Below are 24,803 nucleotides of genomic sequence, written 5' to 3' on the forward strand. Positions count from 1 at the left end.
CGCCCGCTACGCTTGCTTATTCCGCGTGGCGTTTGCGCCACCAGAAGCGCACCAGCAGGATGGCGGCGATCGCCAGCGCGACAAACAGCAGGCTGGAGAGTTTTTTGTCGAAGCCGGTAACGAAGCGTTCGATCGCCTGGCCGCCAAAATAGCCGAGCATGACGAAGATCGTCGCCCACAGAATGGCGCCGAGGATATTGAGCGGCACGAAGCGCGACGGCGGCAGGCGGCTGGCGCCGATCAGCACCGGGCCGATGATGCGGAAACCGTACATAAAGCGCACCCCGATAACGAACAGCATTGGGTGGCGGGCGATCAGCTTTCTGGCGCGCGCGATGCGCTTTTCCTGCCCCTTGAGCCGCGAGATGACCCGGCCTTCGAACCGGCGGCCGGCGAAGTACAGCAGCTGATCCCCCAGCGTACCTCCCAGCGCCACCACCGCGATCACCCACGGCCAGTGCAGCAAGCCTTCATGGGCGGCGATGCCGCCCAGCAGCGTGATGGTTTCTCCCTCAGCCAGGCAGCCGATAAACAACGCCCAGTAGCCGTAGTCCGTAATGTAGTGGGCCAAATCGGTCATTCCTTACTCCTTATGTGACTGACGCATAAGGGCAAGTATACGCCCGATCGCTAGCCTTGGGCGATCTGGGCCACCAATGCTCTGCGCCGCGCCAGGCTTTCCGCCATCTGCGCCTGTACCCTGGCATAAATGTGCGGCGGGGCCAGTTCCGGCGTGCCGCCCGTGAACGGCGGGGCCGGGGCGTATTCCAGATAGAGTTGGATCGTTTGGGCTGTGTCTTCGCCGTGCAGTTCGGCGATCAGCGCCAGCGCGAAATCGATGCCGGCGGTGACGCCGCCGCCGCTGATCACGTTGCCGTCGCGCTCTACGCGTGCAGCGCTGGGGATGGCGCCGAACAGCTTCAGGCTGTCGCGCATCGACCAGTGGCAGGCGGCGCGTTTGCCCGCCAGCAGGCCGGCCGCGGCCAGGATCAGCGAACCGGTGCACACCGATGTCAGGTAGCGGGCATCGGCGCCCAGCCGCCGGATTTGCTGCATGAACGCTTTATCCTGCAGCGCCTGGGTGCAGCCGCTGCCGCCCGGCACGCACAGCACGTCGCAGCGCGCGATCTCCGGCAGCGGGCGCAGCTGGGTGAAGTGCAAGCCTTCCGATTCGACATCCGCGCCGTCTACCGAAGCGACGATGATTTCCGCCCCCGGCATATGGCGCAGAAACTGCAGCGGGCCGGTGAAGTCGAGCTGGGTGACGCCTTGATAGATGGGAAATACAATCACGAGTGGTTCAGACATGACATTCGCCTCATTTTTATCGTTGGACCTGGGCCATAATAGCCGCCCTGTTTTTGGCTGGTATGACAGATAACCCTCAAAAAGCGCCATCATGAAAACGATCGGTTTTGTGGTTTTTCCCGGTTTCAACCTGCTGGACTTTGCCGGCCCGCTGGCGGCGTTCGATAACGTCAGCCAGTTTACCGACCCGCCGGCCTACCGCTGCGTAGCGATCTCGCCGCAGGGCGGGATGGTCGCCAGCTCGGCCGGGGTGGAGATCGCCACGCAGCCGTGCGGCGATGAGCGTTTCGATACGCTGGTGGTGGCCGGCGGCAGCGGCAACGTGATGGCGGCGCAGTCACCGGCGCTGACGGGGTTCCTGACCACCCACAGCCGGCGAGCGCGGCGCATCGCCAGCGTGTGCACCGGCGCGTTTATTTTGGCGGCCTGCGGTTTGCTGGACGGCAAGCGCGCCACCACCCACTGGTATCATGCGGCGCGGCTGCAGCAGAGTTATCCGCGCATCCGCGTCGACAGCAACCGTATCTTCATTCGCGACGGCGATATCTGGACTTCGGCCGGCATCAGCGCCGGCATCGATCTGGCGCTGGCGTTGATAGAAGACGACCTTGGCGCCACCCTGGCGGCGGCCGTGGCGCGGCAGCTGGTGGTCTATCATCGGCGCCCCGGCGGGCAGTCGCAGTACTCGCTGCTGCTGGCGTTGAACCCGTCGTCGGATCGCATGCGCGCCGCGCTGTCGTTCGCGCGCGAGCATTTGCACCTGCCGCTGTCGGTGGCGGATCTGGCCGACGCCGCCTGCCTGAGCGAGCGCCAGTTCGGCCGGCTGTTCCGCGCCGAAACCGGGCAGACGCCGGCCAAGGTGATCGAACAGCTGCGGGTGGAGGCGGCTAGGGTGCGCATCGAAGAGAGCGCCGAGCCACTGGAGGCGATTGCTCGCTCGGTGGGGTTCAGCGATCCGGAGCGCATGAGGCGGGCGTTTATCCGCGTATTTGGCCTGTCGCCGCAGGCGATCCGCCGGCTCGGCCGCGCGGGATAACTTTTTTGCCACGCCTGGCGGCGGGGCACACCAGAGGAGCAACGGATGTATCAGGATTTCGAGAGCGAATTGAACTGGGCGATGCGCCATATGCCGCGCACCCGGGCGGCGGTGGCGGCGTTGCCGGACCTGCACGGGGTGCGGCTGGCGTGCAATATGCACCTGGATCTGAAAATGGCGCCGCTGGTGGCCGGCCTGCTGGATAAGGGCGCGGCGATCTTCCTGACCACCTGCAATCCCACCACGGTGCAGAACGACGTGGTGGCCTGGCTGGAACGGCGGGGCGCGCAGGCCTATGCCTGGCGCGACATGAACGCCGGCGAATGGTCGGAGTCCTTCGACCGCGCGCTGGCCTGGCAGCCGACTCACCTGTGCGAAATGGGGGCGGATCTGACCACCCGTTTGCACCAATCGCCGAACGGCCCGCGGATCGTCGCCGGGCTGGAAGCCACCGGCTCGGGCATCAGCCGGTTAAACGGCGTGGCGCCGCGCTACCCGATCTTCAACTGGGACGATCTGCCGGTGAAAGAGGGGCTGCACAATCGGCATATGGTTGGGCTGACTGCCTGGCACACCTTCTTCCAGACCACCCATTTGACGCTGCACGAAAAGCGCGTGCTGGTGATTGGCTACGGCCTGGTCGGGCAGGGGACAGCGGCGGCGGCCAGGGCTTACGGCGGCCAGGTGATGGTGGCGGAAATCGATCCGGCGCGCGCGCTGCAGGCGCGTTATGACGGCTGGCAGGTGGTGGATCTGGCGAGCGCCGTCGCGCAGGCGGACGTGATCGCTACCGCAACCGGCGCGAAAAACGTGCTCTCGGCGCAGCATTTGCAACAGGCGCAAGACGGCGTGTTTATCCTCAACGTCGGCCACGTGGCGGAAGAGATCGACGTCGGCTTCCTGCAAGGCCTGCCGCACCACGAGCCGATGCCTTATGTGAACGCTTACCAACTTAATGAGAAGACGGTGTATTTGCTGGCCAACGGCTCGATGTTTAACCTGACCGCCGGCTATGGCGACAGCCTTAACGCCTTCGATGTGACGCTGGCGGTGATGGCGGCCGGCATCGGCCATATCGTCGGCGCCGGGGCGCGGCAAACGCCGGGGCTGTACCTGTTGCCGCAGTCGGCCTGGCAGCCGGCGCTGTAACTTTTTCCACGCGGGCGTTCATCCCAGAGCGCCCGCGGGCTGCGTCGTTTTTCAGCGGACAGAATTTGTCACAAATCCGCCATACAATCCCAGTGCCAAGCGCTGAACCCTCACATATAATTCGCTGAGTTCAAGCCCCCATTTCAGAGTAATGCCTGTGAAAATACGTGTTTTGGTTCTGACCCTGCTCGCTTTGCAGGCGGGCGCAGGCTTTGCGCCGCGCGCGTTGGCCAGCGACAACGCCGCCGCCCTGCACGCCACCCAACCGGAGCTGGCCTCCGGCAGCGCGATGGTCGTCGATATGCAAACCCATAAGGTGATGTATGCGCGCAACCCGGATGAAGTGGTGCCGATCGCCTCGATTACCAAGCTGATGACCGCCATGGTCACGCTCGACGCGCACCTGCCGCTCGACGAGATGCTGGCGGTGGACATCCGCCAGACGCCGGAGATGAAAGGGGTGTATTCACGGGTGCGGCTGAACAGCGAAATCAGCCGTAAGGATATGCTGCTGCTGGCGCTGATGTCGTCGGAAAACCGCGCCGCCGCCAGCCTGGCGCACCACTATCCGGGGGGCTACAACGCCTTCATCAAAGCGATGAACGCCAAGGCCAGGGCGCTGGGCATGACCAATACCCATTATGTGGAACCGACCGGGCTGTCTATTCATAACGTGTCGACGGCGCGCGATCTGACCAAGCTGCTGATCGCCACCAAGCAATACCCGTTGATCGGCCAGCTCAGCACCACCACCGAGCGCATGGCCAGCTTCAAGGATCCGAACTACACGCTGCCGTTCCGCAACACCAACCACCTGGTGTACAACCCGAAATGGAACATCCAGCTGACCAAAACCGGCTTCACCAACCAGGCGGGCCACTGCCTGGCGATGCGCACGGTGATCGGTAACCGCTCGGTGTCGCTGGTGGTGCTGGACGCCTTCGGCAAATATACCCACTTCGCCGACGCCAACCGGCTGCGCAGCTGGATTGAAACCGGCAAGGTGACGCCGATCCCGGCCGCCGCCCGTGACTATCGCCGCCAAAAAGACGCCCGTCTGGCGAAGAACGACAGCGAATAACCCGCCTGGCGGCCTGCCCGTTTGCGGCAGGCCGCTATCGGCCCTCGGGCCGTCTGATGACAAATCCCCGCTCGCGATCGCCGTCGAAACCCGCCTTGAGATAAAGCTGGTGCGCGCCGGTGCGTTGCTGCCCCGACAGCAGCATCACCTTGTAACAGCCCTTGCGCCAGGCCAGCTGCAGCGCGTATTCGATCATCGCGAGCGCCACGCCGTGGCCGCGATAGGGCTCCGCCGTCACCACGTGTTCGATGACGCCGAACGGCTGCGCCTGATGCGCCAGCCCCGGGATCAGCGCCAGCATGCAGGTGGCGATCGGCTGTTCCTCTTGCGCCGCTACCACCAGACGGATCGCCGGATCGTCCAGCAGGCGCTGCAGGGCACGACGCGCGTCGTCGCTGCGCAGCGGCGCATCCTGTGGGCGCAGCTCGCGATACAGAGCCAACAGGCCGTTGAGATCGTCCGGCTGCGCCAGGCGATGAATGATGCTCATGGTTGCTCCTTTCGCCGCTTCAAGGGTAATCCGCTATCCTCCATTAATACCACAACGATTACCGAAGGGGATGTTATGAGTCAGGTTTCGACCTTTGTCATGTTCCAGGGGGAGGCGCAGCAGGCGATCGACCTCTACAGCCAGGTGTTTGAGCGTTTTCGGCTCATGCAGGTGCAGCATTACGACCCGACGCCGGACGGCCGGCGGTTAATCAAGCATGCCACCATCGATTTCGATCGGCAGAACCTGGTGTTTATCGACAGCCCGATCAGCCATGATTTCAGCTTTACCCCGGCGGTGTCGCTGTTCATCAACCTGCCTAACGAAGAAGCGTTGGAGAGGGCGTTCCACCGCCTGGCGGAGGGCGGTAAGGTGCTGATGCCGCTCGACGACTACGGCTTCAGCGCGCGTTTCGGCTGGCTCAACGATCGCTTTGGGCTCTCCTGGCAGCTCAATGTGCCGGCGGGGGATCTGCCCTGAGGCTAAGGGGAAGTGTGCAAAAGGCATGGTAGTTCCTGCTGTTGTTTCATATGCTTATCGCCGGGGCAGGAACTCTGCCGTGGGGAATACCGACAACATCATGGAAAGGTGCGATTTGATTGATTTTGACCGCTATGTTGAGCAAGCGAAGTCTTACGGTGAGTGGCCGGGGGCACAGGTGGGCACGTTGTCCGGTTGTGTTGAGGGATTGAGCTACCGCCTGTATCGGCAAACTGCCGAGAGCGAAGACGTGATCGTGGTTTATCACGGCGGCGGGGTTAACAGCGCCGCCGGGTATGACATTCTTGCGCGCCAGCTGGCTGCCGAGCCAACGCTCGCGGTGTGCCTGGTCGATATTCGCGGGCATGGCGATTCCATGGGAGAGCGGGGGACGGTTGAGCGGCCTGAGCGTATTTGGCGCGATGTCGATGTCATCCTGGCGGAAATGCGCCTGCGTTTTCCGTTAGCGCGCAGGCACCTGCTTGGCCATTCCAGCGGCGCCGGGATGTTGCTCAACTACCTGACCCGCTATCCTTGTGAACAGCAGGCGGACAGCCTGATCCTGCTGGCACCCGAGCTGGGGCCATTTTCCGGGATGGCCCGCGATCTGGCGGCGGCGGCCCGTTTTGCCCAGGTGCGCCAATGGCCTTTTGTGGCCAATGCGCTCAGCGGTGGGCGATGGTTTGGGCAGTCTCGGGCGGTCAGCCTGAATTTTCCCCCGGCCGTGCTGGCCGCCTCCCCCGATTTTGTCTGCCAATACAGCGTTAATATGGCTAACGCGTTGACGCCACGCACCCCGGCAAAGCAACTGGCGGCGCTGCGATTGCCGACTTTGCTGCTGGCGGCAGCGCAGGATGAGTTGTTCAGCGCGCAATCCTTGCAGCGTTTCGTCGAACAGCATGGCAGCGTGCATGTTGCCTTTGGTTTGCTTGAGGGCAGTACGCATTTATCGTGCGTCTTTGAGGCCCACGGCCCGGTCCTTCAACATATCTCACGCGCGTTCGCTCTCGGAGCTGATGAGGGACTGTCAGGCGAGAGGTTTTAACTTCCACCCGGCGTTTTCCGCGATCCTCCCATATCCTTTCATGACGCTTTACCGCTATGCTAAATATAGAATGGCCCGTGAACATGAAAAGGATGAATCATTTTGGCAGGAAGTAGCTTACTTACCCTTATCGACGACATCGCCTCGTTGCTGGACGATGTCTCTTTGATGACCAAGATGGCGGCCAAAAAAACCGCTGGGGTGCTGGGGGACGATCTGGCGCTCAACGCGCAGCAGGTCACTGGCGTTAAAGCTGACCGCGAACTGCCGGTGGTGTGGAGCGTCGCCAAAGGTTCGCTGATCAACAAGGCGATCCTGGTGCCGCTGGCGCTGCTGATCAGCGCTTTCGCGCCCTGGGCGATCACGCCGCTGCTGATGGTGGGCGGCGCCTACCTGTGCTACGAAGGGTTCGAAAAGGTGTATCACAGCCTGAGCCAAGACAAGCAGGCGCATGAGGATAAGCAAGACGGACCGGGCGCCAATGAGGATGTGGCGGCCTATGAAAAGCGCAAGATAAAAGGGGCTGTGCGTACCGATTTCGTGTTATCCGCCGAGATTATCGCCATTACGTTGGGCACCGTCGCCGGCGCCACTTTCAGTCAGCAGGTGATCGTGCTGTGCGGCATCGCGCTAGTGATGACGCTGGGGGTTTACGGCATCGTCGCCGGTATCGTCAAGCTGGATGATTTGGGGCTGTACCTGAGCCGCAAGGGCAGCGCGTTGGCGCGCGCCGTCGGCGGCGGCATCGTGCGCGCCGCGCCTTATTTGATGAAAACGCTGTCGATCGTCGGCACAGTCGCCATGTTTATGGTCGGCGGCGGCATCCTGACCCACGGTCTGCCGCCGGTGCACCATCTGTTTGAGGACTGGGCTTCCTACGCTACGGTGGTGCCGACGTTGGGGCATATTTTGCAGGGTGTCATTCCAGCTCTGCTGAACGTGGTGTTCGGCGCGATTGCCGGCGGCGTGGTGCTGGCGGTGGTGTCGGCGCTGGGCGCGGTGCGCGCGCGTTTCAAGGCATGATGAAAAGTCTCGCCCCGCAAGGGGCGGGACGGAGCTGACGCTTTAAAAAATCAGTTTGAGAACGCCGGTAATCGTCAACAAACCCACGATGAAGATGATGGCGACAATCCACAGAATAATTTTCATTTACTTCTCCCTTACCGGTTAAATGTGGCGCACGATTGGCGCTAACTTAATGAAATCACTCTTCACTATAGACGCTAACTTCCTATCGTGCGTCGCCATGTATTCAAGGATGCTGACTGTCGCCCGCGCCCAGCGCGCGCTGCATTAGGTGGGTGTCGCGCCATTCCCCCAGTTTGAACCCCACGGCCTTTAACGTCCCGACGCTGGTAAAGCCGAGCGACTGGTGCAGCGCCAGCGAACCGCGGTTGGCGGCGGAATCGCCGACGATCGCCAGCATCTGGCGCCAGGGGCCTTGCTCGCAGCGGGCGATAAGCTTGCTCAGCAGCGCCTTGCCGACGCCTTTACCCTGTTGCCCCTCGGCGATATACACCGAGTCTTCCACGGTAAAACGATAGGCCGGCCGGGGCCGATACGGCGTGGCGTAGCAGTAGCCCACAATATGGCCTTCGCTTTTCGCCACCAGCCAGGGCAGCCCGGCTTCTTGCACCTTGCTCAGCCGCAGCTGCATTTCCGCCAGGGGCGGCGGCTGTTCTTCAAACGAGGCGGCACCGTACAGCACGTGGTGAGTGTAAATTTGCAGCACGGCGGCCATATCGTCCGGCGTGGCATCGAGGAGGCTGAGTACGGGAGCGGAGAGCGTCATGGTAATGCCTGTTTACCTTGGAAATCAGCGGATAAACGCCATTATGCGCGCCGCTCGCCGCCGGGATAAATCGGGTTTTCTTATGGTGAGATAAGAAAAGGCGATGATGATGTGGCAGGGGCTCTTTGGGGAGAGCCCCTGTGGCGCTGTGCCTGGAATTACCAGCCTTTCACCGCGCCGCCGTTGAAGATTTTCTCGGCGGCCTTGGCCACTTCGTCAGACTCATAGGCTTTGATGAAGTTCTGCACGTTCGGCGCGTCCTTGTTGTCTTCGCGGGTGACGATGATGTTGGTGTACGGCGAGTCTTTATCCTCGATGAAGATGCCGTCTTTGGTCGGCGACAGGCCGGTCTGGTTGATGTAGGTGGTGCTGATGACGGCGACGGTGACCTTTGGATCGTCCAGCACGTGCGGCAGCTGCGCGCCTTCCAGCTCCATGATTTGGTAACGGTGCGGGTTGGCGCTGATGTCCAGGGCGGTGGGCAACAACCCCTTGCCTTGTTTCAGCGTAATCAATCCGGTTTTTTCCAGCAGCAGCAGAGCGCGCCCCAGGTTGGTCGGATCGAGCGGGATGGCGATCACCGCGCCGTCCGGCAGCTCTTTGAGCGATTTTATCTTTTTGGAGTAGCCGGCCATCGGGAAGACAAAGGTATTGCCGACCGCCACCAGCTTATAGCCGTGATCTTTGTTTTGCTGTTCGAGGAACGGGCGGTGCTGGAACACGTTGGCGTCCAGTTCGCCCTTGTCGGTGGCGTCGTTCGGCAGCAGCGAACCGCTGAAGCCGACCAGCTCGACGTCCAGTCCGTATTTCTCTTTCGCCACTTGCCTGGCGACTTCCGCCACGTCCTGTTCCGCGCCGTTGATGACGCCGACCTTGATATGGTTCCGATCGGTTTTTTGATCGCAGCCCTGAAGCGCCAAAACGGCGGCGAAGGCCGCCGCCAGAGGGGTGATACGCCAGCGTAAGGTCATCGAAGTCTCCCTGAAAAGAACAATAAAATCAGTTGGTTTTTGTTCTTACAGCTAAGCTTGAACCGCCGATGAAGTCAAACGCTCGCTCAGCATAAACGGCTATAGCTTATAGCCGTTATGCGGCGGGGGATTACCGGCTGAGCGAACGCAGCACCACGATGCCCGGCGTGGCCATCACGTAATCCATAAAGGGCGAATCGACCACCCGCATGTTGGCCTTGCGCGATGAGGCGTTGCGCAGCACCGGGCCGTTGTCGGTCATCACGAAGATGCCGGTGTGGGTCACGTCCAGCCCGTCCAGGTTGGTGTAAATGCCGATGTAATCGCCGGTGCGCAGCTGGGCCAGCACCTTGTCGTCGATGCGGTCGCTGGGGATATAGGTCACGCTGCGTTGTACGTCGGGCAAGCCGGGCAGGTAGCTGCCGCCATCCGCTTTGCGGTTGAGGGTTTTCACGAGGGTGACGGCGTGCGGGCTGAGCCGCGCGGTGATGTCTTCAGCCACTTTTTTCGGCCGCTACGCCCAATCGGTGAAGAAGTGTTTGCGCTGCGGGAAGGCGATTTTGCCGTCGACGTAGCGAATGTCTACCAGGCGCTGTACGAACTCGCCCTCGCTGCGGGCGGTGCTGAGCGCTTCCACATAATCGATGTAGGTGAAGCAATCCAGCCCGCGGAAGTCGATCACCAGCTGCTCGGGCGTGCTCTGCGAACCGATCAGGCGGTTGGCGAGATAGGGCGTGCCGAGAAACTCGCGCGAAATCAAATCGACGGTGCGGCCATGCGGCTGCGTGGCGGGCCAACCGGCGCGCAGCGCGAGGATCTCATGCAGCTTGCTGCGCGTGCTGGCGTCCATCTGCGGTTGCACAGCCGGCGGCGAAACGGTGACGTCGGTCGGCGGCGTTGCGGGGGAGACGGCGGTGGGGCGCTCGGCGCATCCGCTCATGGCGATAGCTAACATCAGTAAAACAACCTTGTTCTGGTTCATACGGCCCTCCCTGGGTGTCGCTGGCTTATCAGAGTCAGTGATAACAGTTCTCATCCGATGGTAGGGGTTAAAAAGTAAACATAGCCTCAATGGCGGCCGATAAATCAGTAACCGATTTCGCTATTGAACGGCAAATACCAGAACAGCGCGATTTCGTGATCGGCGATCTCCGGCTCGGCGCGGTACAGCAAACGGTCGATGCCGCCGAGAATAAACCCGTAATGCTGGTAGCAGCGACAGGCGGCCAGATTGTTGTTCTGCGTTTCGAGCATCATACCTGAGGTTTCCTGCTGCCGCGCCCACTGTTTGGCGCAGTCCAGCAGCGCCCCGGCGATGCCCTGACGGCGCGCGTGAGCGCTGACCGCGATCTCGTCGATCAGGGTGTAACCGTTCCAGTTTTTGCTCAGCGTGATGTGGCCAACGGCTTGGTCCTGGCGATACGCCAGGAAAGTCGCGCTGTCTTCGTTGGCGAACGGCGCCAAGGGATACTGTTTGCGAAACGGCGCCACCGGGCGGGTTGGCCAGCTGTCGACCGGGGTGTCGAACTGCGGCAGGGCGTAACAGCGGATGGTAAAGCCGAAATCGCCGCGCGTCAGGTAATCATCGGGCAGCGCCTCAATGGCCGCGATGCGGATGACCGCGGTCATTACGGCAGCTCCCGCAGCAGGCGCGCCGGGTTGCCGGCATAAATCCCCTTGCGGGTGATGTTGCGGGTCACGACCGCCCCGGCGCCGATCACCGCGTCGCTGCAGATCTCCACCGCCAGGATGGTGGCGCCGGAGCCGATGGACACCCGATCGCCGACGCGCGTGCGCCCCCAGCTGGCCGGATCGGCATTGGGCGCGCCGTCTTTGAACAGATCGTTGGCGAAGGTGACGCCGTGGCCGACAAAGCACGCTTCGCCGAGGGTAACGTATTCGCAGATAAAGCTGTGCGACTGAATTTTACTGCGCGCGCCGATGCTGACGTGGCGCTGGATCTCCACGAACGGGCCGACGAAGACATCGTCGCCGAGCCGGCAGCCGTACAAATTGCAGGGCTCGATAACGGTGACGTTGCGCCCGGCGTCGACGTCGACGATCCCCGCCTGGCGGGTGGTGATAACGGATGACATGGCCTTCCTCGCAGCCTGGTTTTTATGGTGGGAGTATAAGACAAAGCGCCGCGGCGTTGCGCTTTCCGCACGTTTTTTCGCCGAAAGACTATAATGAGTACAGGGGAGAGAGCCCCGTGGCCGCAATCCTCGCACGGGTAGCAGTCCGTCGGAGGTGTGAAATTCGTTCGCCGATCGCGGCCTACGGCGAGATAGGAGGTGTCTCATGGTCAGTCATGTTTGGGGACTTCTGGCGCATCCCAGCGCCGAGTTCGAACAGATCAAAAACGAGAATGAAAGCGTCTCGCACCTATACACCCATCACGTGTTGCTCTTGGCAGCAATCCCGGTGGTCTGCGCCTTTATCGGCACCACCCAGTTGGGCTGGCTCTCCGGCGAGGGACATGCCATCAGGCTCGACATGTTTACCGCGCTTTATACCGCCGTGGCGTTTTACCTGCTGATGCTGGCGGGCGTAGCGGCCATGGGGAAAGTCATTCACTGGATGGCGCGGCGCTATGAATCGCGCCCCAGCCTGCACCGCTGCATGGTGTTCGCCGGCTACGTGGCGACCCCGATGTTCCTCAGCGGGATTGTGGCGCTCTATCCGGTCGTCTGGCTGTGTCTGTTTGTCGGCATTATCGGCCTGTGCTATTCGGGCTATCTGCTGAATCTGGGGATCCCGCACTTCCTGAATATCGACAGTAAGGAAGGGTTCATCTTCTCCAGCTCGACCTTCGCCATCGGCATTCTGTTGCTCGAGCTGCTGCTTGGGGTGACGGTGCTGCTGTGGGGGTACGGTTCCTGGTTATTCTGAGTTAACGGCTGTTGTTGTCGCCCCCGCGCCGGTGGAACGGCGCGGGGGCTTTTGCTTTTATGCGCGGCGGAAAACCAGCATCACGCCGAGCACGATGCCCGCCATGCCCAGCAGGCTCAGCGCCGCCAGCGTGTGGCCGAGCAGCAGGTAGTCCAGCAGGGCGGTGACCGCCGGGATCAGATAGAACAGGCTGGTGACCTGCACCAGGTTGCCGCGCTGGATCAGGCGATACAGCAAGAAAGTCGCCAGCACCGAGATCACCACCGCCATCCACAGCAGCGGCAGCACGAACTCTGGCCGCCACTCGACCCGCAGCGGCTCAAACGGCAGCGCCAGCGTACACATCAATAGCCCGACGGCATACTGCAGCGGCAAGACCGCCAGCGGCGGCTGCGTCATGCCTTTTTGCAGCAGGGTGCCGGCGGTCATGCAGCCCAGCGCGATAAAGGCGAACAGCATGCCGCTCAGCGAGAAGTGGGCCACCATCAGGCTTTGGTACACCACCAGCGTCAGCCCGGCCATCGCCAGCGCCAGGCCGAGCGCCCGCAGCCCGGTGCAGCGCCGTTCGGTGATGAACTGGGTGAGGATCGGCTGTACGCCAAGCAACGTGGCCAGCACGCCGGGCGTAATACCCTGTTCCAACGCCAGCAGATAGCAGATTTGATAGCTGCCGATCATCAGCACGCCAATCAGCGCGACGCGCCGGCGGGTGCCGGGGGCGGGCAGGCACTGGCGCTGCCACAGGCCGATGGCCAACAGCACCGCCAGCGCGATGGCGCAGCGGAAGAACAGAAAAGCGAAGGCGGAGGCGTGCTCCAGCCCCCAACGGGAGAAAATCGCGCCGCTGCTCCAAAGCAGGACGAACAGCGTAGCCAGGCCGGCATTGGCCCAGAGAGAAGGTAATCGCATGTCAATTTCACCTGTCGTGAAAATTACAGGCTCCGGCGCGCGCGGCGGTCTACGCCTGAACGCAACAGATCAATAAGCCGGAGGTAAAAAGTCGGTTTGGCTTAGCGCACGACCACAATGCGTGGCGGGTAAGCGGCAACCGCTGAAACGACAGAGGAAACGGCGGGTGGAGCGGAAGAAGCACACAGCAAAACGGCGGCCGGAACGGTCGCGTTTGTCGGATCTGTGCTGTGCGCCAGGTAGGCCATGTGAGTTCCTGAAAACCGGGAATGAAACTAATCGCTCAAACATAACTAAGTTCAGCGGGGCGTGCAATCGGAAATCGCAGTGATTTAAATGATAATGAAAATCATTATCATTTATTGAGAGGTATGCTATGTTGCTTTGGCCGCGCAGTTTTGACGCAGAGGGCGCGGCTTGCTCTTGCCTCGGTTCACGCAATGCGTGCGACGAAAGACGCTGCGATTCGCTTTTGCAGAAGGCGCGTAATCGTGGTAAAAATATTGATATGTTATAATATAACAATTTGCGCATAATGAATTCAGTTCACGACATCCTCCACGTTGATGGGATTAGCCTGACCGGCCACGGCGGGGCATTGATACTCGACAACATCCATTTCGCGCTGCACGCCGGTGAGAAGCTGGCGGTGATCGGCCCTAACGGCAGCGGCAAGTCCAGCCTGTTGCGTGCCCTGATCGGTGAAACGCGGCCGGACAGCGGCGGCATTTACTGGCGAGGGCGCGCCTTGTCCGCGTGGCCGGCGGCGGAGCGCGCCAGAAGCATCGCCTTTCTGGCACAAAACGATTCGCCGGATTTGCGGCTGTCGGTTGAGGACTACGTGGCGTTGGGCCGTTTGCCGCATGGCGTATGTTCTGCGACGGGAAAGCGCATCGTTGACGAAGCCATCGGGGAAACCGGGTTGGCGCCGCTCAGGCGCCATCCGTTGGGGCGGCTCTCGGGCGGCCAGCGCCAGCGTGCCGCGCTGGCTCGGGCGTTGGCGCAGTCTCCCGATCTGCTGTTGCTGGATGAACCGACCAATCACCTCGATCCGCCCGGGCGCTCGGCGCTGCTGTCGTTAGTGAAAAATAAAGACATCGCCGTGATTGCGGTCTTGCACGATCTGCCCGTGGCAGAGGCGTTTGCCGATCGGATCCTGGTGCTCAACGAAAGCCGTCAGGTGGCCTGTGGTACGCCCGAGGCGGTGTTGCAGACCCCGGTGATTCTGCCGGTGTTCGGCATGAACAGTTTCAAGGTGGCACATCCCGTCAGCGGGAAAACGCTGCGCATTTTTGACGTTCCCCATTGCGCTTGATAAACCAGAGAGAAACATGAACACACGCGTATTCATCCTGCTTCTGCTGTTGGCCGCCAGGTCGGCGGCGGCTGAACAATTTCCCGTCACCGTAGAAAGCTGCGGTGTGCCGGTCACCTTCAACCAGGCGCCGCAGCGCGCCGTCATCAACGACATCAACATGGCCGAGATGGCCTTTGCACTGCATCTGCAGGATCGCATTGTCGGGCTGACCGGCATCACCGGCTGGTACAAACTGACGCCCGACTTCAAGGCCGCGATGGGCACCATTCCCGAGCTGGCGCCGAAATATCCCGCTTTGGAAACGCTGCTGGCGGCACAGCCGGATTTCTTTTTCGCCGGCTGGAATTACGGCATGAAGATCGGCGGCGACGTCACGCCGGAGAAGCTCGCCCCGTTCGGCATCAAAACGCTGGTGCTGAGCGAGAGCTGCGTACAGGCCGGCGGGCGGCCGCAGAAGGCCGATATGAACCTGCTGTATGACGATGAGCTGAAGCTCGGCAAGATTTTCGGCAAGCAGCAAGAGGCCACCGCGCTGGTTGAGGGCTGGCAGCGCCGGTTGGCTGCGCTTCCCGCCAGGCCGGCGGGCCAGCCGCCGCTCAAGGTGTTCGTCTATGACTCGGGGGAGGAGAAGCCTTTCACCAGCGGCAAATACGCTATGCCGACGGCGATCATCGAAGCGGCGGGCGGCCGCAACGTGATGGACGGTTTGCCGGCGAGCTGGACGACGGCGTCCTGGGAGGCGGTAGCGGCGGCCGAGCCTGATTTCATTATTCTGCTGGATTACCAGACCGGTTCGGGCGCCGATGCGCTGCGGCGCTTCCTCGAGTCTCACCCGTTGATGAAATTGACGCCTGCCGTACGGCACCACCGCTATCTGAAACTGCAGTATGCGGAGCTGACGCCGGGGCCGGCCAACATCGGCGCAGTGGAAAAGCTGGCGCGGGCGCTGTACGCGCCGGAGGCTGAATGAACTCGCCGACTCGGCGCTTTATGCTGCTCGCACCGCTGGCGCTGTCGGTATTGTGCGGGCTAATGATCTGGAGCCTGCAGCTGGGGAGCGTCGCGCTGTCATGGCGGCAGGCGTTTGCGGCGTTAGGGCTCGGTTCGGCGCCGCTTTCCGGCATGCTGGACACCATCGTCGTGCAGCTGCGGGTGCCCAGGGCTTTGTTGGCGGCGTTAACCGGCGCCGGACTGGCGATGACCGGCGCGCTGCTGCAGACCACCACCCGCAATGAGCTGGCCGATCCTTTTTTGTTTGGGCTCTCTTCCGGTGCCTCCGCCGGCGCGGTGCTGGTCATCACGCGCTTCGGTGATGCGCTGGGCGCACTGACGTTGCCGCTGTCCGCTTTCGTCGGCGGCATTCTGTCCGCGATGGCGGTGATGATCCTGTTTCGCGTCAGCCGGGTCAGGCGCGCCGAGCAGTTGATCGTCTGTGGCCTGGCGGTCTCATTTTTGTTTAGCGCGCTCACCAGCTACCTGGTGTTTTCCGGCGATCAGCGGGCGGCCGGTTCGGTGTTGTTCTGGTCGCTCGGCGGGCTGGGGCTGGCGCGTTGGGATAATCTGTTCATTCCGCTGGCGAGTTTCGTGCTACTGGCCGGGTTTACGGCGCTGCGTTGGCGGGCGCTGGACGCGCTGCTGGCGGGCGAGCAAACCGCCCATTCGATGGGGGTCAACGTGGCGCGGCTGCGCACCGAGACCTTTCTGTGCTGCGCACTGTCCACGGCGTTTCTCGTTTCGCTGACGGGCGTGATCGGCTTTGTCGGGCTGATGGTGCCTTATCTGGCCCGGAGCCTGGTGGGCGTGCGCCACCGATTGTCCGTGCCGATGTGCGGCATGCTGGGGGCGATGCTGCTGACCGGCGGTGACATGCTCAGCCGCAGCCTGATCCCCAATCAGGAACTGCCCATCGGCATCATTACGGCGGGGCTGGGGGGCGCGTTCATCGTGTCCTTGCTGCTGCGCGCGGAGCGGTGAACGCCGCCCTGTCTCAATAGAGCTCCAGATGCAGGCGCTGCTGCTCAATCAGCGTCTGCCACAGGTTTTCCGCCCCGTGGGCTTGCTCCAGCGCCGTCGCCACGGCATGTTCCAGATACTGACGATTGCCGCACAGGTAGACATGCGCCCCCCGCCGCAGCAGGCCGCTGACGACATCGGCGTGATCGTCGATGGCGTGTTGCACGTAATACTTGTCGGCGGTGTCGCGCGAAAATGCCGTGATGAGCCGCGTGAGTACGCCCGCCGCGTTCAGCGTGACCAACTCCTCGCTATACAGGAAGTCTTCATCGCGCCTTTTCTCACCGAAGATCAGCACGGTTTCACGCCGTTCGCCCTGGGCGGCCATTTCGCGCAGTAAGCCAATCAACGGTGCGATGCCGGTACCGGTACCGATAAGCAGCACCGGTACGGTGGTATCGCGCGGCAGGTAAAAGCCGGGGTTGGCGCGGCAGAAGAGGCGGAAAGGGCCGGGTTGGCTGAGCAGCCAGCCGGTCGCCGTGCCGCGCCGGGTGCGGCCGCCGCGTTCATAATGCACGTCGCGCACGCACAGATCGAGGCTCTCTTCCCGCGTTGCCGAAGCGATGGAGTAGGCGCGCGGCAGGCAAACGGGCAGCAGCGTCAGCAGGTTCTCCAGCGTGACCGCGTGCGGCGGGCAAAAATCGTGCAGCACGTCCAGCAGATCGGCGCCGTACAGATAACTCTCCAGGGCTTTGCGCTGGCGGATCTTGAGCAAGCCTTTGAGTTCTTCGCTGTCGGCCAACTGCGCCAGTTCGCGCAGCGTCATTTTGCTGAGCTGGCGCAGCTCCCGACGCCGCAGCGCGTCGGCGGCCTCCGGCCTGCCGAGCCAGTCAGCCAGCCGGGTCAATAATCCTTCGTCGTTCTCCGGCAACAGATAGACGGTATCTCCCGCCCGGTAAACGATGCCGCTGCCGGCGATATTCAGCCGCAGGTGCCAGGCCTGTGGCGTGCGTGCGCTGAGCGGCCGCCGTTCGAGGAGGGCGGCGCTGAACGCATGGTCTTCACCGTAGGCGGTTACGCGCAGATGTAAATCGCGGCCGGCCTGGGCATCGCCGGCCAGCACCTTATCCAGCGTCGTCAGCCAGGTTGCGAAGAACGGTTCGAAGTTAACGTCTGCGTCGACGCGATTGACGATGGCGTGGGCGCCGTATTGCGTCAGGCGTGCATCCAGCGCCTGCGTGAAGCCGCAGAAATGCGGGTACGCGGTGTCGCCGAGGCCGAAGATGGCGTAACGCAACCGATGGCGGTTAGGCCATTGCGCCAGCGCGTCGGAAAAACGTTCGGCGTTGGCGGGCGGTTCGCCGTCGCCAAATGAGCTCGAGACGATCAGTAGGGCGTCATGCTCGCCCACATCGGCGGGCTGGATGGCGTTGAGTTCTTTCACGACGGGGCGGTAGGGTTGCAGGCTGCTTTGCTCGCCCAGGCGCATCGCCAGCGCCCGGGCGTTGCCCGACTCCGAACCGTAACCAATCAGGATGCGTTCGATAAGGTCGGCCATGGCGGTTACTTGTCGTAGTGGTTGTCGAACTGTTCTTTGGCGAATTCCACCGATTCGAAGTCGGTCATCAGATCGTTGATCACGCGGCGGATGCTGATATAGGCCGCGATATTGCCCTGGGCGTCATACAGCGGTTGCACTGTGGTGTCGACCACGTACAGCACGCCGCCTTTGCCGACGTTCGGAATGATGCCGGTCCAGATGCCGCCCGCCTTGATGGTGTCCCACATCGCTTTGTAAACCGCTTTCGGCACGGAAGGGTGGCGCACGATGCTATGGGGCTGGCCCACCAGCTCTTCCCGGGAAAAGCCGGTCAGTTGGCAAAACAGATCGTTGACGTAGGTGATGGTGCCTTGCAGATCGGTGGTGGAGATCACCATCACTTTATCGAGCGCGGCTAACAGCTGGGCGGAATCGAGGGTCTGACTCATGGTAGGTTCCTTCTCATTAACAACTTCGCGGTGATTGCCACGGCGGATGCCATGTATCCGTCATGACAGTTTTGTAATTGATTCTCATTTGCGATGAATGGTAATCGGGAAATTTATAAGTTGCAATATAAATGCATCTTTAAGGGCGCAGAAAGATCACGATGAGGCAGGCAGGGGAGAGTAGGCCCGCGCCGGGTGCGGCGGCGGGCCAATCGGGCGGTCTTAGCGGGGGACTTCGGCCCAGCCTTTGCGTTTACTGGTTTTGCCGATGCCGGGGTTGAAGCTGTTGGTCGGATCGGCGGCGCGGTAGAACGCCTGCAGATCCGGTTTGGCGTGATACAGGTGGCCGACGTTATGCTCCGCCGGGTACTCGGCGCCGCGCCGGTTGAGGATCTCGAGCATCTTTTCTTTCAGTGCGTGGCTGTCGACGCCTTTTTTCACCACGTAGTCCTGATGGAAGACGTGGCACATAAAGTGGCCGTAATACAGCTTATGCACCAGCTGGCTGTCGATTTCCGGCGGCAGCGTTTCAAACCAGTCGGTGTCGTTGCGGCGCAGGGCGATATCCAGCGCCAGAATATCCTCCACCTTGTCGGCGTGCACCGCATGGTAGCGCACGGCGGCGCCGGCGGCGGCGAAGCGGTGCAGGAAGGCCTTTTTGCCTTCGTCAGGCGTGCAGGCGAAGAAAGCGCCTTCGGCCTGGGCGAAGTACTCGGTCAGGTAGCGCTGCGCTTCGTCTACGCCGGGGCCGGCCATCTTCAGTAGCAGGTGATGTTCGAAACGTTCGCGGTAGTCCTTCATGCGCTTCGGCAGGTGGCTCGGCGCCAGATGGCTCAGGCCCTGCATCAGCCGGTCGGTCAGGTTGTGCGGCAGCAGCGGCAGCTTGTTGAGGCTGGCGTCCATGCGGCCTTTCAGGGTGAAGAAGCGTGGCATCTGATCGGTGCCGAGCTTGTCGATCATCATGAAGGTGTCTTTGCCGTACACCTCGGCGATGTCGAAGATATCGCGGTGCATGTACTCACCGGCCACCGGCAGGTTTTCGAACTGGCTCAGCATGTGGCGGCGCAGCTCGGTCAGCACCGCGGTGTCGTTGGTGCCGATATAGAATACCTGCTCTTTGCCTTCTTTCTCGAAGGTGTCGAGCCGCACCGCGAACACCGCCAGCTTGCCGGCGCAGCCGGAGGCCTCGAACAGGCGGCGTTTGTCGGCGTTAAAGCGGGAAGGGGTATCGGCATCGACGTCGCGCACCCGGCTGGCGTACTCGTTATCCGAGGCGCGCAGCTCGCCGTATTCGACGTCGGTCGGGCGATAGTCGCCTTTTTCCAGCCGGGTGAGGATCTCTTCCGGCGTGTCGCCGAGGCGGATGCCCAGATGGTTCACCAGGCGCAGCTGGCCGTCTTCCCCTAGCTGGGCGTACAGCGCCATTTCGGTATAGGCCGGGCCGCGTTTCACCAGCGAGCCGCCGGAGTTGTTGCACACGCCGCCGATCACCGAGGCGCCGATACAGGAGGAACCGATCACCGAATGCGGTTCGCGGCCGTAGGGTTTGAGCAATTTCTCGAGGTGGTGCAGGGTGCTGCCGGGGAAGCCGACCACCTGCTTGCCGTTGTCCAGCACCTGAATATGGTCGAGGCGCAGGGTGCTGACGATGACGATGTCGCGATCATAGTCGTTGCCGCTGGGGGTCGATCCTTCGGTCAGGCCGGTATTGGCGGCCTGCATGATGACGATTTTGTCGGCGGCCACGCAGGCCTGCAAAATGCGCCACAGCTGCAACAGGCTGGTGGGAAACACCACCGCCAGCGCCTGGCCTTCGCCGGAGCGGAACCCCTTGCGATACCGCTCGGTGTTGCGATCGCCGGTCAACAGCTGCGGGCCGCCGACGATGTCCTTGAGCTGATTGATAAACGCCTGATTGCCTGACTGCATGCTGTCTGTCTCCCTGTCATCCCCGTCACTTTAACCGCGGCGCCGGAGTGCCGCATATAAGCTAAGAGGTTATCAATTAAATAACTTATTAAGCTATCAGCTTGCCAGGCTAATGGCTTGCGGGTTTAGTAACGCTCGGCGTAGCCGGCCCGGCGCTCTTCGTCGCGCAGCGTCAGGATCTCCACGCCGTCGGCGGTGACCGCCACGGTATGCTCCCACTGCGCCGACAGTTTTTTGTCACGCGTCACCACCGTCCAGCCGTCTTTCTTCTGCTTGATGCGGCGGTCGCCCTGGTTGATCATCGGCTCGATGGTGAACACCATGCCTTCCTGCAGCACCAGACCGCTGCCGGGTTGGCCGTAGTGCAGCACCGCCGGCTCTTCATGCATATCGCGGCCGATGCCGTGGCCGCAATATTCCCGCACGATGCTGTAGCCGGCCTGCTCGGCGTGCCGCTGGACGGCATGGCCGATATCGCCGAGGGTGACGCCCGGTTTCACCGCGCGAATGCCCTGCCACATCGATTCATAGACGTTGCTCACCAGCCGTTTGGCCAGCGGCGTCACCTGGCCGATGCAGTACATCTTGCTGGAGTCGGCGATGTAGCCGCCGTTTTCCAGCGTGATGTCCACGTTGACGATCATGCCGGAACGCAGGATTTTGCTGGCCGACGGCACCCCATGGCACACCACGTCGTCGATTGAGGTGTTGAGCACATAGGGGAAATCATACTGCCCCTTGCTGGCCGGGCGCGACTTCAGCTCTTCGACGATAAACGCCTCGGCGCGGTCATTGATCTCCATGGTGGAGATGCCTTCGACGATGACCTCATCGAGCATAGCAAACACTTTCGCCAGCAGGGCGCCGGAATGGCGCATTTTGGCAATCTCTTCCGGCGTTTTAATCACAATCTGTTTCACCCGACAATCTCCTTCAGCGTCAGCGCGTTATCTTTCATCATTTTTTTTACCAGCTGCGGGTAGGTCAGTTCCGGATGGAACTCCGCCAGCATGCCGATCTTGATCCAGTACTCGGCCTGCGCGTTGATCGAACGCGTCATGGTCAGGCTGGCGAGGCGCAGATCGTCATGCAGCGCGTCTGAAATTTTTACGATGCCCATCGGCGTCTCCCTAAGTGAACGATATACGAAGTGTATACGTTTAGGATGGTGGCGATGTGGCATTCTGTGGCGTAAGAAGATTCTGGCAACAACGATTGCCGCCGCCAGGCAATGCGTTTATTGTGATAAACGACTTTTTTGCCATGATTTTTCAGAAGGATTTAAGGCGTGACTAAACTACGTGTTGGGGTGATTTTTGGCGGTAAGTCGGCGGAGCATGAGGTGTCGCTGCAGTCGGCCAAAAACATTGTGGATGCAATCGACAAAGAGAAGTTTGACGTCACGCTGCTGGGGATCGACAAACAGGGGCAGTGGCACATCAACGACGCCTCCAACTACCTGCTCAACGCCGAGAACCCGGCGCTGATCGCGCTGAACCGCTCGAACAAGAACGTGGCGCTGATCCCGGGCCAGGAAAAACAACAGCTGATCGAAGCGGGCAGCGCCGGCGCGTTGGGCCAACTCGACGTCATCTTCCCGATCGTGCACGGCACGCTGGGGGAGGACGGCTCGCTGCAGGGGCTGCTGCGCATGGCCAATATGCCGTTCGTCGGCGCCGGCGTGCTCGGCTCGGCGGTCAGCATGGATAAAGACGTGACCAAGCGCCTGCTGCGCGATGCCGGGCTGGCGGTGGCGCCGTTCGTCACCCTGACCCGCGCCAACCGCGCCGGATTCACGTTTGAGCAACTGAGCGAGCGCCTCGGCCTGCCGCTGTTCGTCAAGCCGGCCAACCAGGGCTCGTCGGTCGGGGTCAGCAAGGTGGAAAATCGCGCCGAGTTCGACGCGGCGGTATCGCTGGCCTTCAGCTTCGATCATAAGGTGCTGGTGGAGTCGGCGATCGTCGGCCGCGAGATCGAGTGCGCGGTGCTGGGCAACGACGATCCGCAGGCCAGCGTATGCGGCGAGATCGTGCTGAGCGACGCCTTCTATGCTTACGACACCAAATACATCAATGAGCAGGGCGCTCAGGTGGTGGTGCCGGCGGCAATCGCGCCGGAAGTGAGCGACCACATCCGCGAGGTGGCGCTGAAGGCGTTCCGCGCGCTGGAGTGCTTTGGCCTGGCGCGGGTGGATGTGTTCCTGACGCCGGACAACCAGGTGGTGATCAACGAAATCAACACGCTGCCGGGCTTCACCAATATCAGCATGTATCCCAAGCTGTGGGCCGCCAGCGGCGTCAGCTATCAGGCGCTGATCACGCGCCTGATCGAATTGGCGCTGGAGCGCCACCAGCAGGATCGCGCGCTGAACAGTTCGGTGTTCGATCGCTAAACGCGGCAGGGGGCGGCGGTGCCGCCCCCGTCTCTCACTTCACCGTCACATCGATATCGCCGAAATACTTCTTCGACAGCGCCGCCACCGTGCCTTGCTGTTTCACTTTGGCGATGGCAGCATCCAGTTTTTTCTTCAGCGCCTCATCCCCTTTACGCAGGCCGAAGGCGATACCTTCACCGAGGATTTTGTCGTCGCGCACCGCCTCGCCGACGAAGGCGAAGCCTTTGCCGTCTGGCTGCGACAGGAAGCCGCTTTGCCCCGACGGCGCCATCACCAGCGTGGCGTCGAGCCGACCGGCCGCCAGATCGAGGTAAACCTGATTCTGATCCTGATAAGACACCACGTCCACGCCCGCCGGCGCCCAATGGGTTTTGGCGTAAATCTCCTGAATCGATCCTTGCAGCACGCCCACGTGTTTGCCCGCCAGCGATTTGGCGTCCGGCAGCAGGCCGCTGCCGGCTTTGGCGATCAGGCGGTTCGGCACCTGATAGATGGCGTCGGTGAAGGCGATCGCCTGACGCCGCTGTTCGGTCACGTTCATCGCCGAGTTGATGGCGTCGAACTTGCGCGCCTGCAGCGCCGGGATCAGGCTGTCGAACGAGGTTTCCACCCAGCTGCATTGCAACTGCGCGGCGGCGCATACCGCGTCGCCCAGTTCGATATCGAACCCTTCCAGTTTGCCGCTGGCGGATTTGGATTCGAACGGCGGATACAGCGCTTCCAGGCCGAAGCGCAGGCTGTTTTCCGCCGCCAGCGAAGCGCCGGCGGCCAGCAGGCATCCGGCGGCGAACAGCGTTTTCAATGCTTTCATAGGCAGTGCCCCTTTCCCATGGTTGGACAAAAAATCACACCTGGCTCAGGCGGCGCGCGCCTTCCAGCAGGGTCTCGTTATCTTTGGAAAAACTCAGCCGGATAATGCCGGTATCGGTGCCGTCGCTGTAGAACGCCGACAGCGGGATCGTCGCCACCTTCGCTTCGCGGATCAAGCGCACGGCGAAATCATTGTCGCTTTCGTGACTGAAGCCGCTAAAGCGGGCCAGCATGAAGAAGCTGCCGCGGCTGGGCAGCAGCTCAAAGCGCGAATCCTGCAGGGCGCTGGCCAGCAGATCGCGCTTTTGTTGATAAAACGCCGCCAGCCCCAGGTAGCTCTGCGGGTTGGCGAGCGCGGCGGCGAAGGCGTGCTGCATCGGCGTATCGGCGGAGAACACCATAAACTGGTGCACCTTGCGGATCTCGTCCATCAGCGCCGCCGGCGCCAGGCAGTAGCCGACGCGCCAGCCGGTGACGTGGTAGGTTTTACCGAACGACGACACGATCACGCTGCGTTCCGCCAGCTGCGGGTAGCGCGCCATGCTGTGGTGAATATCGCCGTCGAACACCACGTGCTCGTAGACCTCGTCGGACAGGATCACGATGTCGGTGTCGCGGGTCAGGGCGGTCAGACGTTCGATGTCGTGCGCGTCAAACACCGCGCCGGTCGGGTTGTGCGGCGTGTTGACGATGATCATGCGCGTTTTGCCGTTGATGGCGGCGGCCACTTCGTCCCAGTCGACGCGAAAATCCTGCAACGACAGCTTGATCGCCACCGGCGTGGCGCCCTGCAGGCGCACGATCGGCGCATAGCTGTCGAACGCCGGTTCGAAATAGATCACCTCGTCGCCGGGATGCACCAGCGCGCTGATCGCCGAGTACAGCCCTTCGCTGGCGCTGGCGATCACCGTGATTTCTTCGTCGGCGTCATAGCGTGCGCCATACAATCGTTCAGCTTTTTCCGCCAGAGCAGCACGTAACGCCGCCACGCCGCTCATCGGCGCGTATTGGTTATGACCTGCGCACATGGCTTGCGCCGTTGCCTCGATCAGCTGCGGGTCACCGGCGAAGTTGGGCGCGCCCTGCGACAGATTGAGGGCCTGATGTTCGGCGCTGAGTTGGCCAATGACGGTGAAAATGGTGGTGCCGACGTCCGGCAGCTTCGAGCGGGATGAACAGGCGCTCTGCATGATGGGCTCCAGGCAAACAGGGAAGTGTTGAGCGATTAAGCATCAGCCGGCGTAGGCGGACAAGGG

At 61.9% G+C, this 24,803-nt stretch carries 26 protein-coding genes and 1 pseudogene; 11 read left to right on the forward strand and 16 right to left on the reverse strand.

Annotated elements, in window-relative coordinates; genetic code table 11:
• Positions 1-16: 16 nt before the first annotated feature.
• Positions 17-580: a DedA family protein gene (locus SSARUM2_RS06540; protein WP_033647075.1), complete on the reverse strand. Its 564-nt coding sequence runs from the start codon at positions 578-580 to the stop codon at positions 17-19.
• Between the two features lie 50 nt (positions 581-630).
• Positions 631-1,308 (reverse strand): DJ-1/PfpI family protein, encoded by a 678-nt coding sequence (locus SSARUM2_RS06545; RefSeq protein WP_047568783.1) that lies wholly within the window; start codon positions 1,306-1,308, stop codon positions 631-633.
• A gap of 91 nt (positions 1,309-1,399) precedes the next feature.
• On the opposite strand from SSARUM2_RS06545, the gene SSARUM2_RS06550 reads away from it, so the two are divergent.
• The 3 genes from SSARUM2_RS06550 to pbpG all read left to right on the forward strand — a co-directional run bounded on the left by SSARUM2_RS06550 (position 1,400) and on the right by pbpG (position 4,574).
• Entirely contained in the window at positions 1,400-2,344 is a 945-nt protein-coding gene (locus tag SSARUM2_RS06550; RefSeq protein WP_049234986.1) for a GlxA family transcriptional regulator, read from the forward strand.
• 45 nt (positions 2,345-2,389) lie between these two features.
• Positions 2,390-3,493, forward strand: a complete 1,104-nt coding sequence (locus SSARUM2_RS06555) for an adenosylhomocysteinase (RefSeq protein ID WP_049234984.1) — start codon at positions 2,390-2,392, stop codon at positions 3,491-3,493.
• 151 nt (positions 3,494-3,644) lie between these two features.
• Positions 3,645-4,574 (forward strand): D-alanyl-D-alanine endopeptidase, encoded by a 930-nt coding sequence (gene pbpG, locus SSARUM2_RS06560; RefSeq protein ID WP_041033978.1) that lies wholly within the window; start codon positions 3,645-3,647, stop codon positions 4,572-4,574.
• Positions 4,575-4,608: 34 nt separating this feature from the next.
• Here pbpG and SSARUM2_RS06565 read toward each other — a convergent pair whose 3' ends face one another.
• On the reverse strand, positions 4,609-5,064 hold the full coding sequence (locus tag SSARUM2_RS06565; RefSeq protein WP_033647069.1) for a GNAT family N-acetyltransferase: 456 nt from the start codon (positions 5,062-5,064) through the stop codon (positions 4,609-4,611).
• A 75-nt stretch (positions 5,065-5,139) separates the two neighbouring features.
• Between SSARUM2_RS06565 and SSARUM2_RS06570 the strand changes: the two genes are divergently transcribed.
• The 3 genes from SSARUM2_RS06570 to SSARUM2_RS06580 all read left to right on the forward strand — a co-directional run bounded on the left by SSARUM2_RS06570 (position 5,140) and on the right by SSARUM2_RS06580 (position 7,612).
• On the forward strand, positions 5,140-5,544 hold the full coding sequence (locus tag SSARUM2_RS06570) for a VOC family protein (protein WP_049234983.1): 405 nt from the start codon (positions 5,140-5,142) through the stop codon (positions 5,542-5,544).
• Positions 5,545-5,623: 79 nt separating this feature from the next.
• Entirely contained in the window at positions 5,624-6,589 is a 966-nt protein-coding gene (locus SSARUM2_RS06575; protein ID WP_226907352.1) for an alpha/beta fold hydrolase, read from the forward strand.
• 102 nt (positions 6,590-6,691) lie between these two features.
• Entirely contained in the window at positions 6,692-7,612 is a 921-nt protein-coding gene (locus SSARUM2_RS06580; protein ID WP_033653484.1) for a DUF808 domain-containing protein, read from the forward strand.
• Between the two features lie 229 nt (positions 7,613-7,841).
• Here SSARUM2_RS06580 and SSARUM2_RS06585 read toward each other — a convergent pair whose 3' ends face one another.
• The 5 genes and pseudogenes from SSARUM2_RS06585 to SSARUM2_RS06605 form a co-directional block, all read right to left on the reverse strand.
• Positions 7,842-8,381, reverse strand: a complete 540-nt coding sequence (locus SSARUM2_RS06585; protein ID WP_033653482.1) for a GNAT family N-acetyltransferase — start codon at positions 8,379-8,381, stop codon at positions 7,842-7,844.
• 158 nt (positions 8,382-8,539) lie between these two features.
• Positions 8,540-9,352: a MetQ/NlpA family lipoprotein gene (locus SSARUM2_RS06590; RefSeq protein ID WP_033653481.1), complete on the reverse strand. Its 813-nt coding sequence runs from the start codon at positions 9,350-9,352 to the stop codon at positions 8,540-8,542.
• 130 nt (positions 9,353-9,482) lie between these two features.
• Positions 9,483-10,334: pseudogene (locus tag SSARUM2_RS06595) on the reverse strand (DUF1460 domain-containing protein).
• Between the two features lie 104 nt (positions 10,335-10,438).
• Positions 10,439-10,981 (reverse strand): GNAT family N-acetyltransferase, encoded by a 543-nt coding sequence (locus SSARUM2_RS06600; protein ID WP_060452734.1) that lies wholly within the window; start codon positions 10,979-10,981, stop codon positions 10,439-10,441.
• The gene (locus SSARUM2_RS06605) at positions 10,981-11,448 is read right to left on the reverse strand and encodes an acyltransferase (protein WP_049212816.1); all 468 of its coding nucleotides are present in this window, start codon (positions 11,446-11,448) and stop codon (positions 10,981-10,983) included. Before SSARUM2_RS06605 ends, SSARUM2_RS06600 begins: the two co-directional genes overlap by 1 nt.
• A 205-nt stretch (positions 11,449-11,653) precedes the next feature.
• Here SSARUM2_RS06605 and SSARUM2_RS06610 point away from each other — a divergent pair, with 205 nt between their 5' ends.
• A complete protein-coding gene (locus SSARUM2_RS06610; RefSeq protein ID WP_033637547.1) occupies positions 11,654-12,244 on the forward strand; it encodes a Yip1 family protein in 591 nt (196 codons plus the stop codon).
• 57 nt (positions 12,245-12,301) lie between these two features.
• On the opposite strand, the gene SSARUM2_RS06615 is transcribed toward SSARUM2_RS06610, so the two are convergent.
• Positions 12,302-13,153, reverse strand: a complete 852-nt coding sequence (locus SSARUM2_RS06615) for a DMT family transporter (protein ID WP_060452735.1) — start codon at positions 13,151-13,153, stop codon at positions 12,302-12,304.
• Positions 13,154-13,751: 598 nt separating this feature from the next.
• On the opposite strand from SSARUM2_RS06615, the gene SSARUM2_RS06620 reads away from it, so the two are divergent.
• The 3 genes from SSARUM2_RS06620 to SSARUM2_RS06630 are packed head-to-tail and all read left to right on the forward strand — an operon-like array spanning position 13,752 to position 16,445.
• On the forward strand, positions 13,752-14,468 hold the full coding sequence (locus SSARUM2_RS06620) for an ABC transporter ATP-binding protein (RefSeq protein WP_060452736.1): 717 nt from the start codon (positions 13,752-13,754) through the stop codon (positions 14,466-14,468).
• A gap of 16 nt (positions 14,469-14,484) precedes the next feature.
• Positions 14,485-15,441, forward strand: coding sequence for an ABC transporter substrate-binding protein (locus tag SSARUM2_RS06625; protein WP_060452737.1), 957 nt, complete (start codon positions 14,485-14,487; stop codon positions 15,439-15,441).
• Positions 15,438-16,445 carry an iron ABC transporter permease gene (locus tag SSARUM2_RS06630; RefSeq protein WP_033653475.1) on the forward strand — a complete coding sequence of 336 codons (1,008 nt, stop codon included), beginning with the start codon at positions 15,438-15,440 and terminating at the stop codon, positions 16,443-16,445. Before SSARUM2_RS06625 ends, SSARUM2_RS06630 begins: the two co-directional genes overlap by 4 nt.
• Before the next feature lie 13 nt (positions 16,446-16,458).
• On the opposite strand, the gene SSARUM2_RS06635 is transcribed toward SSARUM2_RS06630, so the two are convergent.
• The 5 genes from SSARUM2_RS06635 to SSARUM2_RS06655 all read right to left on the reverse strand — a co-directional run bounded on the left by SSARUM2_RS06635 (position 16,459) and on the right by SSARUM2_RS06655 (position 21,462).
• Positions 16,459-17,982, reverse strand: a complete 1,524-nt coding sequence (locus SSARUM2_RS06635) for a sulfite reductase flavoprotein subunit alpha (protein WP_060438974.1) — start codon at positions 17,980-17,982, stop codon at positions 16,459-16,461.
• 5 nt (positions 17,983-17,987) lie between these two features.
• Positions 17,988-18,413, reverse strand: a complete 426-nt coding sequence (locus tag SSARUM2_RS06640; RefSeq protein WP_033647052.1) for a PAS sensor domain-containing protein — start codon at positions 18,411-18,413, stop codon at positions 17,988-17,990.
• 222 nt (positions 18,414-18,635) lie between these two features.
• Positions 18,636-20,342: a D-lactate dehydrogenase gene (gene dld, locus SSARUM2_RS06645; protein ID WP_047568764.1), complete on the reverse strand. Its 1,707-nt coding sequence runs from the start codon at positions 20,340-20,342 to the stop codon at positions 18,636-18,638.
• A gap of 125 nt (positions 20,343-20,467) precedes the next feature.
• Positions 20,468-21,262 (reverse strand): type I methionyl aminopeptidase, encoded by a 795-nt coding sequence (gene map / locus SSARUM2_RS06650; RefSeq protein WP_060452738.1) that lies wholly within the window; start codon positions 21,260-21,262, stop codon positions 20,468-20,470.
• Positions 21,259-21,462 (reverse strand): ParD-like family protein, encoded by a 204-nt coding sequence (locus tag SSARUM2_RS06655; protein ID WP_006324220.1) that lies wholly within the window; start codon positions 21,460-21,462, stop codon positions 21,259-21,261. The genes map and SSARUM2_RS06655 overlap by 4 nt, the downstream gene beginning before the upstream one ends.
• A 168-nt stretch (positions 21,463-21,630) precedes the next feature.
• Here SSARUM2_RS06655 and ddlA point away from each other — a divergent pair, with 168 nt between their 5' ends.
• Positions 21,631-22,734 (forward strand): D-alanine--D-alanine ligase, encoded by a 1,104-nt coding sequence (ddlA, locus tag SSARUM2_RS06660; RefSeq protein WP_049195873.1) that lies wholly within the window; start codon positions 21,631-21,633, stop codon positions 22,732-22,734.
• Between the two features lie 34 nt (positions 22,735-22,768).
• Here the strand turns inward: ddlA and SSARUM2_RS06665 are convergent, their stop codons facing one another.
• Together SSARUM2_RS06665 and SSARUM2_RS06670 are read right to left on the reverse strand one after the other, a co-directional pair.
• The gene (locus tag SSARUM2_RS06665) at positions 22,769-23,548 is read right to left on the reverse strand and encodes an ABC transporter substrate-binding protein (protein WP_060387421.1); all 780 of its coding nucleotides are present in this window, start codon (positions 23,546-23,548) and stop codon (positions 22,769-22,771) included.
• Between the two features lie 34 nt (positions 23,549-23,582).
• The gene (locus tag SSARUM2_RS06670; RefSeq protein ID WP_060438973.1) at positions 23,583-24,737 is read right to left on the reverse strand and encodes a methionine aminotransferase; all 1,155 of its coding nucleotides are present in this window, start codon (positions 24,735-24,737) and stop codon (positions 23,583-23,585) included.
• Positions 24,738-24,803: the final 66 nt, after the last annotated feature.

The organism is Serratia sp. K-E0102 (assembly GCF_029962625.1).
Classification (GTDB): domain Bacteria; phylum Pseudomonadota; class Gammaproteobacteria; order Enterobacterales; family Enterobacteriaceae; genus Serratia; species Serratia sarumanii.